The organism is Klebsiella sp. P1954 (assembly GCF_018199955.1).
Lineage (GTDB): Bacteria > Pseudomonadota > Gammaproteobacteria > Enterobacterales > Enterobacteriaceae > Klebsiella > Klebsiella pneumoniae.
The window spans coordinates 2,720,264-2,738,450 of record NZ_CP073373.1; the positions used below are offsets into that span (position 1 = coordinate 2,720,264).

Here is an 18,187-nt window from a genome sequence, read left to right on the forward strand (position 1 = left end):
TGGTCAGCAGCGGACGCTGACCAGGGCGAACCTTTTCTTCCTCATTTTCGCCCTGCCTCTCCGCGCTGAGCAGAGGCCTGCACATTATCGCCGAATATAAATCACGATACATGAAGGCCTCAGAGTTATAATTGAGCAATAGTGAACTGATTCGATCGGCAGGCGTCCCAGACGCAACCTGCGTTCGGACCCATGGTTTATACATCCGGGACGATTAACGATTCATGGCTCTACACAACAGAAAGCTCTCTTTTACGACGCCGATCGTCGTGGGGTTTGCCGGTATTTTGCTCAGTTTTATGCTGATCGCTATTTTTGTGACTCTGGCGCAACAGAAAGATTTTCTCGAAGATTATCACGATATTAACCGCAATTTTACCCATAACCTGGCGATCAACTATACGGAAACCCTGCTGCGGGAAAATGATTTTATCCTCGGGCGCGCAGCCGCCTTCTTTGCCCGCAATGACGAACTGAATCGCGCAGTCAATGTGGAGCCGGAGAAAGGTTTAACCACGCTGATGCAGTTACAGAACATGATGCCAAGCGTCTCATCCATCTCGCTGGCGGATACCGAGGGCCACTATCTGCGCGCCCCGGAGGTGCTGGAAAATGAAGACAGTCGGGCTTTCGATCCCAGAACGCGGCCCTGGTTTATCAAACAGGCGGAAGCCAGCACCTTCAGCCACTACACCAGTCCGTATATGGATTATTTCACCCACCATCCGACGATTACCATTTTCAAACCCATCATTACCCCGGAAGGGAAACTCAAGGGCAGCCTGGCCTTTCATCTCGATCTCACCTCCATGGGGTTCGCGCTGCGCCAGATGGTGGCGCCCGTACAGGGGGAATTTTTTGTGGTGCAACGGGATGGCAAAGTGGTCCTGCACTCCGACCCGGGCGCGCTGTTTAAACCCTTCGTCAGGGACGAGCTGATGGATAAAATGACCAGCGGAGAGGGGCAGCTTTACGATCCCGGGAGCGACACCTGGTATTACTATTACTCCTTTACCAATCCCGACTGGTTTGTGATTTTCCGTGTCGATAACGCCACCCTGGTCAATCTGACACGTCATGAGACCAATTTAGTGATCGGCGGTTTCACTCTCGCAGCGATCATTATTATCCTGTTCGGTCTTTATCTGCGTCATGCTTCCCGTACCGTGCTGATGAATATCATCAATGCGATTAAAACCGGTGACGTCAAACGCGCCCCGCGCCTTGAGGCGATGCTGAGTAAAGCGATTGAAACCAATAAACAGCGCGAACTGTCCTACGTCCGCCAGGCGACCATCGACGCTCTCACCGGCTGCAAAAACCGCCGCGCCTTCGACAGCGATATTGCCGCCCTGATGAACGATCACCAGCCGTTCGCCCTCGCGCTGGTCGATATCGATAACTTTAAATCGATCAACGACACCTGGGGCCACCTCAATGGCGATATCGTCCTGCGTAACGTCGCCCGCGAAGGGCTGCAGGTCCTCCAGCCGCTGGAGATATCCCTCTATCGCTACGGCGGCGAAGAGTTCGCGGTGGTCTTTCCTGCCGAACATATCGATAACGCCCGCACGCTGCTGGAAACATGGCGGGTAAACGTCGAACGACGCACCTGGCGCGAAGATGGCCTGACGGTCACCTTCAGCGCCGGCCTCGGGGAATGGAATATGGAGCCACTGGATAAGCTGGTGGTGAGCGTCGATGAAGCGCTGTACAAAGCCAAACAGCAGGGTAAAAACCGTATCCTGCGCGCGTAAGACTTCAGCGCCGCCACCGCCCACTTCGGTGGGCTTTTTTATTTTTTCCGGAAAAAATGAAACCGGTTTCAATTATTGTGTGATGCCTTGCACACAATCACGGTAAAGCGGTTGTCGCATCGCCAGGGCCGCGATAAAGATAAGACATCACGGAACACAAGGGCCACTGACTATGAAGAATATCGTTTTGTGCTGTGCCGCCGGTATGTCTACCAGCATGCTGGTTCAGCGTATGCAAGATGCCGCGCAGAAGAAGGGTGTTGAGGTCTCTATCAAGGCCGTACCGGTCGCTGAGTTTAAAGATAATCTGGCCGCCGCCGACATTATTTTGCTCGGCCCGCAGGTGAAATATGAGCAGGCGAAGCTGCAGGCGCTGGCCGACCCGTTCGGCAAGAAGGTCGCCGTGATCGATATGATGGACTACGGCATGATGAAAGGTGATGCCGTTCTGGATAAAGCCCTTAAGATGCTGGAGTAATCGATGGAAGATTTAGAAACGATCATCATGGAGCTGCTGGTTAACGCGGGTTCCGCACGTAGCGCGGCGCTGACGGCGCTACAGCTGGCGCGCAAAGGCGATTTTGTCGCCGCGGAGCAGGCCATGGCTGAATCCCATGAGTTCGTCAAACATGCGCATAAAATTCAGACCCAGCTTATCGGCATGGATGAAGGCAGCGGTAAATTGCCGGTCAACTTGATCACCGTGCATTCCCAGGACCATCTGATGAACGCTATGGTCATTCAGGATCTGGCGACCGACATGATTGAACTCTATCGTCGTCTGCCCCTCGCGCAATAATCTCACGGATTTAACGGGCGTCGCTGTCGGCGCCCGTCCTTCTTACAGAAAGCCGTACATCGCCGCGAATACCCAGCCAAACACGCAGGAGACGCCGACGCCGATGAGCCCGGGCAGGATAAAGCTGTGGTTAATCACAAAGCGGCCGATATGGGTGGTCCCTGAGCGATCAAACTGGATCGCCGCCAGATCGCTTGGGTAGGTCGGCAGAATATAGTAGCCATAGCAGGCCGGCGCAGAAGCCACGATATAGGCCGGGTCGACGCCGATGGCCAGGGCTACTGGCACAATCGCCGCCAGCGCTGCCGCCTGGGAGTTCACAAATTTCGAAACCAGTAGCAGCACGATGGCATAAGCCCACGGATACTCTTTTACCATTTCACCAAGCACGCCTTTAATCTCGGTCATGTGCGCGCCAAACATGGTCTCCGCCATCCACGCGATGCCGTACACCGCGACGATAGCGATCATTCCCGAACGAAAGACCTCATTTTTGGAAATCGATGCCGGGTTAGTTTTTGTAATGATGATGATCAGCGCTCCGGAGAGCAGCATAAACATCTGGATAACCAGCACCATCGACAGTGGTTTACCGTCAAAGGCCGGGCGCAGTTCAGAAAAAGCGCCAAGCAGCGCCACCACGGCGATAGAGGCCAGAAAAATCCACATTGCTATCCAGTTGCTGGTCGGCAGCTTTTTGTCCAGCAGGGTCGCCGTATCGCCATAGACGTAATGGCGGTTCTCCGGGAGCGCAATAAACGCCTGGAAGGCTTCGTCCTGATCCAGGTCTTTGCCGCGGAACCAGCTGAAGATACCGATGGCTAAAATACCCAGCAGCGTGGACGGAATGGTTATCGCCAGCAGATCGAGAAACTCCAGGTGTTTCCCGTTAAAGGTAAAATTTCCCAGCATCGCCACCAGCGATACCACCGCCACCGAGACCGGGCTGGCGATGATCCCCATCTGAGCGCCAATGGAGCTGGCGGCCATCGGACGCTCCGGACGAATGTTATTCTTAATCGCCACATCGTAGATAATCGGCAGGATGGTATACACCACGTGGCCGGTACCGCAGAGGATGGTCAGCGTGCAGGTGACGAAAGGCGCCACGATAGAAACATATTTCGGGTTACGCCGCAGCAGCTTCTCGGCAATCTGCAGCATCACGTCTAACCCGCCGGACGCCTGCAGGGTCGCCGAGGCGGCTACCACTGCAATGATCACCAGCATCACATCAACCGGCGGTTTGCCCGGCTGGAGATGAAAAACAAAGACGAGGATCACCAAACCGATGCCGCCCAGCAGCCCCAGCGCAATACCCCCTTTTCGGGCACCATAAAACAGACAAATTAATATAATAATGAGTTGTATCGCGAATTCCATGCAGCCCCCAGAGCCTGTCCACTCAGATCTAAAAATGATCCCTACCTGCCTGTCGGGATTATTTCTGCGCCTGACCGGGAGAAGCATGAGATGCGGCTATCCCTCTCCAGCGCCGTCGCGCCGAAGATACAGCAACAGAAGTAATCCCATGATTCATCAGGTATTTTGAATATATACCCTTTGAATTGATTATTTTTTGATATGAGTAGAAGTTTTACCCATACATAAAGAAAGGTTTTAGAAAAAGGCTTCTAATAGATATTTTGCATGAATTAATTGCTAAGAAAATGAAGATTTAATATGTCGTAAATGTAATTAAGGGCCGGGAAAGCGGCGGAAAATAGACAATAAAAAAAGCCGGTCAGGAAACCTGACCGGCTTTTTAGCAGTGCATCAACGATTAATCGTTGTCAGAACCGCCCAGACCTGCGTTCAGCAGCTCTGCCAGGTTGGCAGACGCTTCTTCCACGCTCACCTGCGGTGCCGCCGGCAGCTCGCCAGCAGCGCGACGGCGCATACGATCCTGGTGATACGCATAACCGGTACCGGCCGGGATCAGACGACCCACGATGACGTTCTCTTTCAGACCGCGCAGTTCGTCGCGTTTGCCCGCAACGGCTGCTTCGGTCAGCACGCGAGTGGTCTCCTGGAACGATGCCGCGGAGATGAAGGACTCGGTGGCCAGAGACGCTTTGGTGATACCCAGCAGATCGCGGGAGAACGTTGCGCCCACTTTGCCGTTCGCTTCCAGTTCGCGGTTCGCGATCTTGACGCGGGAGTATTCCACCTGCTCGCCTTCGAGGAAGTCGGAGCTGCCTGCGCTTTCGATGGTGGCTTTACGCAGCATCTGACGAACGATAACTTCGATGTGCTTATCGTTAATCTTAACGCCCTGCAGACGGTATACGTCCTGGACTTCGTTAACAATGTAACGGGTCACAGCATGTACGCCACGCAGACGCAGAATGTCGTGCGGTGCTTCCGGACCGTCGGAAACCACATCACCACGTTCCACACGTTCACCTTCGAACACGTTGAGCTGACGCCATTTCGGGATCATCTCTTCGTACGGCTCGCTACCGTCTACCGGGGTGATAACCAGGCGACGTTTCCCTTTGGTTTCTTTACCGAAGGAAATGATACCGCTGATTTCAGCCAGGATAGCCGGCTCTTTCGGACGACGTGCTTCGAACAGGTCCGCAACGCGCGGCAGACCACCGGTGATATCCTTGGTACCGCCGGATTCCTGCGGAATACGCGCCAGGGTGTCACCCGAGCTGATCTGTACGCCATCTTCCAGCTGAACAATCGCTTTACCCGGCAGGAAGTACTGAGCAGGCATATCAGTGCCTGGGATCAGAACGTCGTTGCCCTGAGCATCAACAATTTTCAGTGCTGGACGCAGATCTTTACCACCTGCGGTACGTTCTGCAGAGTCCAGAACCACCAGCGAAGACAGACCGGTCAGCTCGTCAGTCTGACGAGTAATGGTCTGGCCGTCGATCATGTCAGTGAAACGGATGAAACCGCTAACTTCGGTGATAACCGGCATGGTGTGCGGATCCCAGTTTGCGACGGTTTCACCGCCGGCAACCTGCTCACCGTCGCCTTTCGCCATAACCGCACCGTAAGGTACTTTATAGCTCTCTTTGGTACGACCGAATTCGTCGATCAGCTTCAGCTCGGTATTACGGGAAGTGATAACCAGCTTACCACTGGAGTTCACAACCGACTTCGCGTTGCTGAGCTTGATGCTACCTTTGTTTTTCACCTGGATGCTGGATTCAGCAGCCGCACGAGATGCCGCACCACCGATGTGGAACGTACGCATCGTCAGCTGTGTACCCGGCTCACCGATGGACTGTGCCGCGATAACGCCGATAGCCTCACCTTTGTTGATGAGGTGGCCACGCGCCAGGTCACGACCATAGCAGTGCGCGCAGACGCCAAAGTCGGTGTCACAGGATACAACGGAACGCACTTTGACGGAGTCAACGGAGTTCGCTTCCAGCAGGTCACACCAGTGCTCATGCAGCAGCGTGTTGCGTGGAACCAGAATATCCGCGGTACCCGGCTTCAGAACATCTTCCGCAGTCACACGACCCAGTACGCGATCGCGCAGCGGCTCTTTAACGTCGCCACCTTCGATAACCGGCGTCATGGTGATGCCTTCCAGGGTGCCGCAGTCGTCTTCAGTGACGACCAGGTCCTGCGCAACGTCAACCAGACGACGAGTCAGGTAACCGGAGTTCGCTGTTTTCAGTGCGGTATCCGCCAGACCTTTACGAGCACCGTGGGTGGAGATGAAGTACTGGAGTACGTTCAGACCTTCACGGAAGTTCGCGGTGATCGGCGTTTCGATGATGGAGCCATCCGGCTTCGCCATCAGACCACGCATACCAGCCAGCTGACGAATCTGTGCCGCAGAACCACGCGCACCGGAGTCGGCCATCATGTAGATGCTGTTGAAGGAAACCTGCTGCTCTTCCTGACCGTCACGGTTAATCACGGTTTCGGTTTGCAGGTTATCCATCATCGCTTTGGATACACGATCGTTCGCCGCAGCCCAGATATCGATAACTTTGTTGTAGCGTTCGCCCGCGGTCACCAGACCGGACTGGAACTGTTCCTGAATCTCAGCAACTTCCGCTTCCGCTTCGCTGATGATTTCGTATTTTTTCTCCGGGATGACCATGTCATCGATACCAACGGATGCACCTGAACGCGCTGCGTAAGCAAAGCCGGTGTACATCGTCTGGTCCGCAAAAATAACGGTCGGTTTCAGACCCAGAATACGGTAACAGGTGTTCAGCATCTTGGAGATCGCTTTCTTACCAAGCGCCTGGTTCACGATAGAGAACGGCAGACCTTTCGGTACGATCATCCACAGAATGGCACGGCCAACGGTCGTGTCTTTCAGGCTGGTTTTCGCGACAAACTCACCATTGTCGTCTTTTTCGTATTCAGTGATACGCACTTTAACGCGCGCATGCAGAGAGGCCAGGCCGGCGCGATAAATACGCTCAGCTTCTTTCGGGCCAGTCAGCACCATGCCTTCGCCTTTGGCGTTAACACTGTCACGGGTCATGTAGTACAGACCCAGTACAACGTCCTGAGACGGAACGATGATTGGTTCGCCGTTCGCCGGGGACAGGATGTTGTTGGTAGACATCATCAGCGCACGCGCTTCCAGCTGGGCTTCCAGCGTCAGCGGTACGTGAACAGCCATCTGGTCACCATCGAAGTCGGCGTTGTATGCCGCACAAACCAGCGGGTGGAGCTGGATGGCTTTACCTTCGATCAGAACCGGTTCGAATGCCTGAATACCCAGACGGTGCAGGGTTGGCGCACGGTTCAGCAGGACCGGGTGTTCGCGGATAACTTCGTCCAGGATATCCCAAACGACAGCTTCTTCGCGCTCAACCATCTTCTTAGCGGCTTTGATGGTGGTGGCCAGGCCACGCAGTTCCAGCTTGCCGTAGATGAACGGTTTGAACAGCTCCAGCGCCATTTTCTTCGGCAGACCGCACTGATGCAGACGCAGGTATGGACCTACGGTGATAACAGAACGACCGGAGTAGTCAACGCGTTTACCGAGCAGGTTCTGACGGAAACGACCCTGTTTACCTTTGATCATATCGGCCAAAGATTTCAGAGGACGTTTGTTAGAACCGGTGATCGCACGACCGCGACGACCGTTATCCAGCAGGGCGTCAACCGCTTCCTGCAGCATACGTTTTTCGTTGCGTACGATGATATCCGGCGCAGCCAGATCCAGCAGACGTTTCAGACGGTTGTTACGGTTGATCACGCGACGATACAGATCGTTGAGGTCAGACGTCGCGAAACGACCACCGTCCAGCGGAACCAGCGGACGCAGATCTGGCGGCAGTACCGGCAGAACGGTCAGGATCATCCACTCCGGCTTGTTGCCAGACTGAACGAAAGCTTCCAGCAGCTTAATGCGCTTGGTCAGCTTTTTACGCTTGGTTTCGGAGTTGGTTTCGTTCAGCTCTTCACGCAGCTGCTCGCATTCCTGCTCCAGATCCATATTGCGCAGCAGCGCCTGGATCGCTTCCGCGCCCATTTTCGCGTCGAATTCGTCACCGAACTCTTCCAGCGCGTCCAGGTACTGTTCTTCCGTCAGAATCTGGTTGCGTTCGAGGTTGGTCATGCCACCTTCGATAACCACATAGGATTCAAAGTACAGTACACGTTCGATATCGCGCAGCGGCATATCCAGCAGCAGACCGATACGGGACGGCAGGGATTTCAGGAACCAGATGTGCGCAGTCGGACATGCCAGCTCGATGTGGCCCATGCGCTCACGACGCACTTTAGTCTGGGTCACTTCAACGCCGCACTTCTCACAGATCACACCGCGGTGTTTCAGGCGCTTGTACTTACCGCACAGGCACTCATAATCTTTTACCGGCCCAAAGATACGGGCGCAGAAAAGGCCGTCACGCTCAGGTTTGAACGTACGGTAGTTAATGGTTTCCGGCTTTTTAACTTCACCGAAAGACCATGAACGGATCATGTCTGGCGAAGCCAGAGCAATTTTGATCGCATCAAACTCTTCGGTTTTAGTTTGCGCTTTCAGAAACTTTAATAAGTCTTTCACGGATTTGCTCCCGTCGGAGTTAGCACATTCCGCTGCCGGGCGTTAACCCGGCAGCAGTGACCTGTTTGAGCGAGAATTACTCGTCTTCCAGTTCGATGTTGATGCCCAGCGAGCGAATTTCTTTCAACAGTACGTTGAAGGATTCCGGCATGCCCGGTTCCATCTGGTGATTGCCGTCCACGATGTTTTTATACATCTTGGTACGACCGTTCACGTCATCAGACTTAACGGTGAGCATTTCCTGCAGGGTGTAGGCCGCGCCGTATGCTTCCAGCGCCCACACTTCCATCTCACCGAAGCGCTGACCACCGAACTGTGCCTTACCACCCAGCGGCTGCTGAGTAACCAGGCTGTAAGAACCGGTGGAACGAGCGTGCATTTTGTCGTCGACCAGGTGGTTCAGTTTCAGCATGTACATGTAACCCACGGTTACCGGACGTTCGAACTGTTCACCGGTGCGGCCATCAAACAGGGTGATCTGACCGGAAGTCGGCAGGTCGCCCAGCTGCAGCAGCTCTTTGATTTCAGCTTCTTTCGCACCGTCGAATACCGGCGTTGCGATCGGCATGCCTTTACGCAGGTTTTCAGCCAGACGCAGAACTTCTTCATCGCTGAAGGTATTCAGGTCAACTTTCTGGCGAACGTCAGCGCCCAGATCGTAAGCACGCTGGATGAATTCGCGCAGTTTCGCGACTTCCTGCTGCTGCTTCAGCATGGCGTTGATCTTATCGCCGATGCCTTTTGCAGCCATACCCAGGTGAGTTTCAAGGATCTGACCGATGTTCATACGAGACGGTACGCCCAGCGGGTTCAGTACGATATCTACCGGCGTACCGTTAGCATCGTGCGGCATATCTTCGATCGGGTTGATCTTAGAGATAACACCCTTGTTACCGTGACGACCTGCCATCTTATCACCAGGCTGGATACGGCGTTTAACGGCCAGATATACCTTAACAATCTTCAGCACGCCCGGTGCCAGATCGTCGCCTTGGGTGATTTTACGGCGTTTCGCTTCGAGTTTTTTCTCGAACTCGTGTTTCAGTTCGTCATACTGCTCAGCCAGCTGTTCCAGCTGATTTTGTTTCTCTTCGTCGGTCAGGCCCAGTTCCAGCCAGCGATCGCGAGGCAGCTTGTCGAGCTTCTCAGCTTCAACGCCACCGGAGACCAGCACCGCGTAGATACGACTGAACAGACCGGCTTCGAGGATCTGCAGTTCTTCAGACAGGTCTTTTTTGGCCTGCTTCAGCTGCATCTCTTCGATTTCCAGAGCACGTTTGTCTTTTTCTACGCCGTCACGGGTAAAGACCTGAACGTCGATAACGGTACCAGAGACACCGTTCGGTACGCGCAGAGAAGAGTCTTTAACGTCAGACGCTTTCTCACCGAAGATCGCGCGCAGCAGTTTCTCTTCCGGCGTCAGCTGGGTTTCACCTTTCGGCGTTACCTTACCAACCAGAATGTCGCCGCCGGTCACTTCCGCACCGATATAAACGATACCGGATTCATCCAGTTTGGAGAGCGCAGCTTCACCCACGTTCGGGATGTCAGCGGTGATCTCTTCCGGCCCCAGCTTGGTGTCACGGGACACGCACGCCAGTTCCTGAATGTGGATAGTGGTGAAACGGTCTTCCTGGACAACACGCTCGGAAACGAGGATGGAGTCTTCGAAGTTGTAACCGTTCCACGGCATGAACGCTACACGCATGTTCTGACCCAGCGCCAGCTCACCGAGGTCGGTGGACGGGCCGTCTGCCAGCACGTCGCCGCGCTCAATAGGTTCGCCCAGGGACACGCAAGGCATCTGGTTGATGCAGGTGTTCTGGTTAGAACGGGTGTACTTGGTCAGGTTATAGATGTCGATACCTGCTTCGCCCGGGTACATCTCGTCTTCGTTAACTTTGATAACGATACGGGAAGCATCCACGTACTGAACGGTACCGCCACGTTTAGCCACGGCAGTAACACCGGAGTCAACGGCAACAGCACGTTCCATACCGGTACCAACCAGCGGCTTATCAGCGCGCAGAGTCGGAACCGCCTGACGTTGCATGTTCGCACCCATCAATGCACGGTTGGCGTCATCGTGTTCCAGGAACGGGATCAGGGACGCACCGACGGATACCACCTGCTGGGTGGATACGTCCATGTAGTCAACCTGGTCGCGGCTGAACAAGCTGGATTCGCCTTTGCTACGGCAGGTAACCAGATCTTCTACGAAGTGGCCGTTTTCATCCAGGTTGGAGTTCGCCTGAGCGATAACGTAGTTGCCTTCTTCGATAGCAGACAGGTAGTGAATTTCGTCAGTAACCACACCGTTGGTCACTTTACGATACGGCGTCTCAAGGAAGCCATATTCGTTGGTCTGCGCGTACACGGACAGGGAGTTAATCAGACCGATGTTCGGACCTTCAGGCGTTTCGATCGGACATACGCGACCGTAGTGGGTCGGGTGTACGTCTCGAACTTCGAAGCCTGCGCGCTCACGGGTCAGACCGCCTGGGCCGAGTGCGGAGATACGACGTTTGTGCGTAATCTCAGACAGCGGGTTGTTCTGGTCCATAAACTGAGACAGCTGACTGGAACCAAAGAACTCTTTCACTGCTGCGGAAATCGGCTTGGCGTTGATCATATCCTGAGGCATCAGGGTATCCAGATCGCCAAGAGACAGACGCTCTTTCACCGCACGCTCTACACGTACCAGGCCAACGCGGAACTGGTTTTCCGCCATTTCGCCAACGGAACGGATACGACGGTTGCCGAGGTGGTCGATATCGTCCACTTCGCCTTTACCGTTACGGATATCGATGAGCTTCTTCATCACTTCGATGATGTCGTCTTTGCTCAGGATACCGGAACCTTCGATTTCGTCGCGCAGCAGAGAACGGTTGAACTTCATACGACCAACCGCGGACAGATCGTAGCGGTCTTCAGAGAAGAACAGGTTCTCAAACAGACTTTCAGCGGCTTCACGAGTCGGCGGCTCGCCAGGGCGCATCATGCGGTAGATTTCTACCAGCGCGCTCAGACGATCGTTAGTCGGGTCGACGCGTACCGTTTCAGAGATGTACGGGCCGTGGTCCAGATCGTTGGTGAACAGCGTTTCGATACGCTTGTGGCCAGACTGGCTCAGCTTAGCCAGCAGATCCAGGCTCAGCTCCATGTTCGCCGGGCAGATCAGTTCGCCAGTCGCTTCATCGATATAGTCTTTAGCCGCCACTTTGCCCGCGATATATTCAACCGGCACTTCGATATGCTTGATATCGTCTTTTTCCAGCTGACGGATATGACGAGCCGTGATGCGACGGCCTTTCTCAACGTACACTTTGCCGTTGGCTTCGATATCGAAGGAGGCAGTTTCACCGCGCAGACGCTCCGGAATCAGCTCCATCTGCAGCTTGTTGTCGCGAATTTCAAAGACCACTTTTTCGAAGAACAGGTCAAGGATCTGCTCAGTGGTGTAATTCAGCGCGCGCAGGATGATGGTAGCCGGCAGCTTACGACGACGGTCGATACGAACGAACAGGTTGTCTTTCGGGTCGAATTCGAAGTCCAGCCAGGAACCGCGGTAAGGGATGATACGTGCGTTATACAGAACCTTACCGGAGGAGTGGGTCTTACCTTTGTCACTGTCAAAGAAGACGCCCGGGCTACGGTGCAGCTGAGAAACGATAACACGCTCGGTACCGTTGATAACAAAGGTACCGTTGTCGGTCATGAGCGGAATTTCGCCCATGTAGACTTCTTGTTCTTTAATGTCTTTGACGGTGCCTTCTGGCGCTTCGCGCTCGTAGATCACCAGACGCAGTTTTACGCGCAGCGGTGCAGAATAAGTCACGCCACGGATCTGACATTCTTTAACGTCAAAAACCGGTTCGCCCAGACGGTAGCTGACGTATTGCAGCTCGGAATTACCGCTGTAGCTCTGAATCGGGAATACGGAACGGAAAGCAGCTTCCAGACCATACTGCCCTTCAGGATCTTGCTCGATAAACTTCTGGAACGAGTCAAGCTGGATAGAAAGGAGATATGGCACATCCAGAACTTGTGGACGTTTACCAAAATCCTTACGAATACGTTTTTTCTCGGTATAGGAGTAAACCATAGGGTTCCTCAGCTCGCTGACAAGTCGACCCATCTGCCCGCAGAGGGCAGTTTTTTATGCAACACTATTTTGTTGACCGGAAAATGGAACACTTTCCGCAATGCCTGTTGCTATCACGCTTAAACCATTTCATTGCGATTTACACAGCCCAGGAACCCTAACCTGTCGCAGTATATTAAGTCGTCGATAGAAACAAGCATTGAGAGGCAAACCAGTAGTCAAACAGCGTGAAACGCTACTGGCGCCTTACAGCGCAAAAAGGCTGGTGACCAAAAAGTCACCAGCCTCAGCCTGATTTCTCAGGCTGCAACCGGAAGGGTTGGCTTATTTAACTTCAACTTCAGCGCCAGCTTCTTCCAGAGATTTTTTCAGAGCTTCAGCGTCGTCTTTGCTGATGCCTTCTTTCAGTGCAGCCGGAGCAGATTCTACCAGGTCTTTAGCTTCTTTCAGACCCAGGCCAGTTGCGCCACGTACTGCTTTGATAACAGCAACTTTGTTAGCGCCAGCAGCTTTCAGAATTACGTCGAATTCAGTTTTTTCTTCAGCAGCTTCAACCGGGCCAGCAGCTACAGCTACAGCAGCAGCAGCGGAAACACCGAATTTTTCTTCCATTGCAGAGATCAGCTCAACAACGTCCATTACGGACATAGCGGATACTGCTTCAATGATTTGATCTTTAGTGATAGACATTTAAATTGTTCCTGAATATCAGAATAAGTTTATACGTAAGCGAATGCTTTACAAAGATAACTGCGATTAAGCAGCTTCTTTCGCATCGCGTACAGCAGCCAGAGTACGAACCAGTTTGCCAGCCGAAGCTTCTTTCATGGTTGCCATCAGGCGTGCAATTGCTTCTTCGTAGGTCGGCAGAGTTGCCAGGCGGTCGATCTGCGACGCCGGGATCAGCTCACCTTCAAAGGCAGCGGCTTTGACCTCAAATTTTGCATTCGCTTTCGCGAACTCTTTGAACAGACGAGCAGCAGCGCCCGGGTGTTCCATAGAGTATGCAATCAGGGTCGGACCAACAAACGTGTCTTTCAGGCACTCGAACTGAGTACCTTCAACGACGCGGCGCAGCAGGGTGTTACGAACAACACGCATGTATACGCCAGCTTCACGACCTGCTTTACGCAGTTCAGTCATTTTATCTACAGTTACGCCACGGGAATCCGCAACTACTGCAGACAGCGCGCCTTTGGCTACTTCGCTGACTTCAGCAACAATCGCTTGTTTGTCTTGAAGATTTAAAGCCATTAGCTTTGCTCCTGGATGTTTGCCAGAGCCTATGCTCTGGAACTCACTTCACTCAATTCAACGAAAAGAGCGTCTAAATACGGTGAGCAGAAACAAGCCAGAATATCCAAAAATAATCTTAGCGTTCTGTCACCGTCTACGCAGGGGATTAAGTTTCTTGCGAAACACCTGCGGTCTTCGACGGAGGCCTGGATAGGCCAGGCTCCAACGAACAAATTCTTCCTATGACTTCGTCCTTCGAACCGCAGCGGCGTTAGCTGCTCTCGTTCACACCGGTCATGTAGTTAACTACACTCCCGGTGATTCACTCGATTGCTGCCTTGCTGCAATTCAAATGACTCGCATAGCGTCTGTCTTATTGACAGAATCGTGGGGGTAAGATTGTAGACAAAATCACCGCCCACGTAAAGGCATTAGTTTGCAGAAGCGTTCAGGCCAGCCTGATCTACTGCAACACCTGCACCCATAGTGGTGGAGATGCTAACTTTCTTGATGTACACGCCTTTCGCCTGAGTCGGTTTTGCTTTTTTCAGCGCAACCAGCAGAGCTTCCAGGTTTTCTTTCAGTTTGTCAGCGTCAAAGTCCACTTTACCGATGGTGGTGTGGATGATGCCGTTTTTGTCGTTACGGTAACGAACCTGGCCTGCTTTCGCGTTTTTAACCGCTTCAGCAACGTTCGGAGTTACGGTACCTACTTTCGGGTTCGGCATCAGGCCACGCGGACCCAGAACCTGGCCCAGCTGGCCAACAACGCGCATTGCATCCGGGGAAGCAATAACAACGTCAAAGTTCATTTCGCCTTTTTTGATCTGCTCAGCCAGATCTTCCATACCTACCAGCTCAGCGCCTGCAGCTTTAGCAGCTTCAGCGTTTGCGCCCTGGGTAAATACGGCTACGCGAACGGAACGGCCAGTACCGTGCGGCAGTACAGTTGCGCCACGGACGTTCTGGTCAGATTTACGAGCGTCGATGCCGAGGTTAACGGCAACGTCTACGCTTTCGGTAAATTTAGCGGTGGCCAGCTCTTTCAGCAGAGCAATGGCTTCGTTGATGTCGTACTGTTTAGTTGCATCAACTTTCTCACGGATCACGCGCATGCGCTTGGTCAGTTTAGCCATTTCTTAGTCCTCCACTACCAGGCCCATGGAACGTGCAGTACCTTCGATGGAGCGAGTCATCGCTTCAATGTCGGCACCAGTCATGTCGGCAGCTTTGGTCTGCGCGATTTCCTGCAGCTGAGCGCGGGAGATTTTACCCACTTTATCTTTGTTCGGCTTACCGGAACCAGACTTGATGCCTGCAGCTTTCTTCAGCAGAACAGCAGCCGGCGGAGTCTTGGTAACAAAGGTAAAGGAACGGTCAGCGTAAACGGTGATAACAACCGGGATCGGCAGACCTTTCTCCAGGGAATCAGTTTTGGCGTTGAACGCTTTGCAGAATTCCATGATGTTCACGCCCTGCTGACCCAGTGCTGGGCCGACCGGCGGGCTCGGGTTCGCCATACCAGCTGCAACCTGCAGCTTGACGTAGGCTTGGACTTTCTTAGCCATTCTTAAATCCTCAAAATGGGTATTAACGCTTCAGAGAAGCTCCCCGTAATTAAACATCGTTTTACGGGCCGGGCCCATAAAAACAAAAGGCGCGAAATTGTATGCCAATTTCGCGCCCTATGCAACGATTAAATCGCTGCTTTTTTGATCGCCGGCTTACGCCTTCTCAACCTGGCTGAAGTCCAGTTCTACCGGGGTCGCACGACCGAAGATAGAAACGGAAACTTTCAGGCGGGACTTCTCATAGTCCACTTCTTCCACCACGCCGTTAAAGTCAGCGAACGGACCGTCGTTAACGCGAACCATTTCACCCGGTTCAAACAGCGTTTTCGGACGCGGCTTATCGCCAACCTGCTGCAGACGATTCATGATGGCGTCGACTTCTTTGTCGCTGATCGGCGCCGGACGGTCAGAGGTGCCGCCGATGAAGCCCATCACGCGCGGTACGCTGCGCACCAGGTGCCAGCTTGCGTCGTTCATGACCATCTGAACCAGGACATAGCCCGGGAAGAATTTACGTTCGCTTTTGCGACGCTGGCCGCCACGGATCTCAACCACTTCTTCGGTCGGGACCATGACTTCGCCAAATAACTCTTCCATGTTGTGTAATTTGATATGTTCACGCAGCGACGTGGCTACGCGACCTTCAAAACCGGAAAACGCCTGAACGACGTACCAGCGCTTTTTAGGAGCTTCAGACATCTCAGAACCTCAGGCCAGTGATAAAGGAGACCAGGCGAACCAGAATACCATCCAGTCCCCACAGGATCAGTGACATTACTGCAGTCACGGCAGCAACAATCAGCGTAGTATGCAGCGTTTCCTGGCGAGTCGGCCAAATCACTTTACGAACTTCGGTTCTCGCTTCGCGAGCAAAAGCAACGGTCGCCTTACCTTTCGTCGTCAACAGCGCGACGCCACCGGCAGCAGCAATAAGAATAACCACGGCCAGCGCACGCACCGCCAGCATAATGTCACGATAAAGGAAGTTGCCCACGATCGCCACGATCAGCAGCACGGCAACGATAATCCACTTCATCGCTTCCAGGCCGCGCCCGCTCCCTTGAGCTTCGGTATTCGCACTCATAAACCAACCTGTCAGAAGTATTCTACAAACAATTTCACCCCGCGGGGGCGAGGCGATCCAAACCGAAATTAAGTTTCGGATTATACACTTAACTATTCAAATTGCTTCAATGTTGACGGTGGTGTCACTCCTGCCCTGCTGTTGCAAAGAAGGAGTTGATTAGCCGTCGCCCTGAGGCTCGAATGGTTTGGTGTATAAACGCCCTCTTCAGAGCCTGTCTCAGCAATGATTATGACAAATAAAATCACTGATGAGCCAGGTTCTGGTGTGAAAGCGTGCAAAAAGGGCATCAAATGATGCCCTTTTATTGCGCATTGCGTCAAATGTTATCAGCGATTAGCCGAGAACTTTAGCAACCACGCCCGCGCCAACGGTACGACCGCCTTCACGGATTGCGAAACGCAGACCGTCGTCCATCGCGATCGGGTGGATCAGGGTAACAACCATTTTGATGTTGTCGCCCGGCATTACCATCTCTACGCCTTCCGGCAGTTCGATGGTGCCAGTCACGTCAGTAGTACGGAAGTAGAACTGCGGACGGTAGCCTTTGAAGAACGGAGTATGACGGCCGCCTTCATCTTTGGACAGGATGTACACTTCAGATTCGAACTTGGTGTGCGGGTTGATGGTGCCCGGCTTAGCCAGTACCTGACCACGTTCGATTTCTTCACGTTTGATACCACGCAGCAGAACACCTACGTTCTCACCAGCACGGCCTTCGTCCAGCAGTTTGCGGAACATTTCAACGCCAGTACAGGTGGTTTTCGCGGTTTCTTTGATACCAACGATTTCAACTTCTTCACCTACTTTGATGATACCGCGCTCTACACGACCGGTAACAACGGTACCACGACCGGAGATGGAGAATACGTCTTCGATCGGCAGCAGGAACGGCTTGTCAATCGCACGCTCTGGTTCCGGGATATAGGTATCCAGGTGGCCAGCCAGTTCGATGATTTTCGCTTCCCACTCTGCGTCGCCTTCCAGCGCTTTCAGAGCAGAACCACGAACGATCGGGGTGTCGTCGCCCGGGAAATCGTACTGAGACAGCAGTTCACGAACTTCCATCTCAACCAGTTCCAGCAGCTCTTCGTCATCAACCATGTCGCATTTGTTCAGGAACACGATGATGTACGGAACGCCTACCTGACGACCCAGCAGGATGTGCTCACGAGTCTGCGGCATCGGGCCGTCAGTCGCAGCAACAACCAGGATCGCGCCGTCCATCTGCGCAGCACCGGTGATCATGTTTTTAACATAGTCGGCGTGGCCCGGGCAGTCTACGTGCGCGTAGTGGCGAGTCGGGGTGTCGTATTCAACGTGAGAGGTGTTGATGGTGATACCACGAGCTTTTTCTTCCGGCGCGTTATCGATCTGGTCGAATGCGCGAGCGGAACCACCGTAGGTTTTAGCCAGTACGGTAGTGATGGCAGCGGTCAGCGTTGTTTTACCATGGTCAACGTGGCCGATAGTACCGACGTTAACGTGCGGTTTTGTACGTTCAAACTTTTCTTTAGACATCGATTGTCCCTCTAAGACACGGATAAATCGGTGATATCACCACATCAACCAGGCAACATGCCCGACTTGTTGAATGAACATAACAGAAGAGAAACAGGGAAGGAGAG

The 18,187-nt window shown here is 53.4% G+C and carries 13 protein-coding genes; 3 read left to right on the top strand and 10 right to left on the bottom strand.

Annotated features, from left to right (window positions below):
- The first annotated feature begins 224 nt into the window (after positions 1–224).
- The 3 genes from KB890_RS13035 (at position 225) to KB890_RS13045 (ending at position 2,556) form a co-directional block, all read left to right on the top strand.
- Positions 225–1,757 carry a sensor domain-containing diguanylate cyclase gene (locus tag KB890_RS13035; protein ID WP_004178221.1) on the top strand — a complete coding sequence of 511 codons (1,533 nt, stop codon included), beginning with the start codon at positions 225–227 and terminating at the stop codon, positions 1,755–1,757.
- A gap of 172 nt (positions 1,758–1,929) precedes the next feature.
- Entirely contained in the window at positions 1,930–2,235 is a 306-nt protein-coding gene (locus KB890_RS13040; protein ID WP_002884150.1) for a PTS sugar transporter subunit IIB, read from the top strand.
- A 3-nt stretch (positions 2,236–2,238) separates the two neighbouring features.
- The gene (locus KB890_RS13045) at positions 2,239–2,556 is read left to right on the top strand and encodes a PTS lactose/cellobiose transporter subunit IIA (protein ID WP_002884149.1); all 318 of its coding nucleotides are present in this window, start codon (positions 2,239–2,241) and stop codon (positions 2,554–2,556) included.
- A 42-nt stretch (positions 2,557–2,598) separates the two neighbouring features.
- Here KB890_RS13045 and dcuB read toward each other — a convergent pair whose 3' ends face one another.
- The 10 genes from dcuB to tuf form a co-directional block, all read right to left on the bottom strand.
- The gene (gene dcuB, locus KB890_RS13050) at positions 2,599–3,939 is read right to left on the bottom strand and encodes an anaerobic C4-dicarboxylate transporter DcuB (protein ID WP_002884148.1); all 1,341 of its coding nucleotides are present in this window, start codon (positions 3,937–3,939) and stop codon (positions 2,599–2,601) included.
- Between the two features lie 400 nt (positions 3,940–4,339).
- Positions 4,340–8,563 (bottom strand): DNA-directed RNA polymerase subunit beta', encoded by a 4,224-nt coding sequence (gene rpoC, locus KB890_RS13055; protein ID WP_002884146.1) that lies wholly within the window; start codon positions 8,561–8,563, stop codon positions 4,340–4,342.
- Positions 8,564–8,639: 76 nt separating this feature from the next.
- Positions 8,640–12,668, bottom strand: a complete 4,029-nt coding sequence (rpoB, locus tag KB890_RS13060; RefSeq protein ID WP_004152306.1) for a DNA-directed RNA polymerase subunit beta — start codon at positions 12,666–12,668, stop codon at positions 8,640–8,642.
- A 324-nt stretch (positions 12,669–12,992) separates the two neighbouring features.
- Positions 12,993–13,358, bottom strand: a complete 366-nt coding sequence (gene rplL, locus KB890_RS13065; RefSeq protein ID WP_002884142.1) for a 50S ribosomal protein L7/L12 — start codon at positions 13,356–13,358, stop codon at positions 12,993–12,995.
- A 66-nt stretch (positions 13,359–13,424) separates the two neighbouring features.
- Positions 13,425–13,922: a 50S ribosomal protein L10 gene (gene rplJ / locus KB890_RS13070; protein ID WP_001207203.1), complete on the bottom strand. Its 498-nt coding sequence runs from the start codon at positions 13,920–13,922 to the stop codon at positions 13,425–13,427.
- Between the two features lie 413 nt (positions 13,923–14,335).
- The gene (rplA, locus tag KB890_RS13075) at positions 14,336–15,040 is read right to left on the bottom strand and encodes a 50S ribosomal protein L1 (RefSeq protein WP_002884036.1); all 705 of its coding nucleotides are present in this window, start codon (positions 15,038–15,040) and stop codon (positions 14,336–14,338) included.
- A 3-nt stretch (positions 15,041–15,043) separates the two neighbouring features.
- Positions 15,044–15,472, bottom strand: a complete 429-nt coding sequence (rplK, locus tag KB890_RS13080; RefSeq protein WP_002884034.1) for a 50S ribosomal protein L11 — start codon at positions 15,470–15,472, stop codon at positions 15,044–15,046.
- 156 nt (positions 15,473–15,628) lie between these two features.
- Entirely contained in the window at positions 15,629–16,174 is a 546-nt protein-coding gene (gene nusG, locus KB890_RS13085; protein ID WP_001287521.1) for a transcription termination/antitermination protein NusG, read from the bottom strand.
- A gap of 1 nt (position 16,175) precedes the next feature.
- Positions 16,176–16,559, bottom strand: coding sequence for a preprotein translocase subunit SecE (gene secE / locus KB890_RS13090; RefSeq protein ID WP_002883772.1), 384 nt, complete (start codon positions 16,557–16,559; stop codon positions 16,176–16,178).
- Between the two features lie 336 nt (positions 16,560–16,895).
- The gene (gene tuf / locus KB890_RS13095; RefSeq protein WP_004174069.1) at positions 16,896–18,080 is read right to left on the bottom strand and encodes an elongation factor Tu; all 1,185 of its coding nucleotides are present in this window, start codon (positions 18,078–18,080) and stop codon (positions 16,896–16,898) included.
- Positions 18,081–18,187 lie beyond the last annotated feature (107 nt).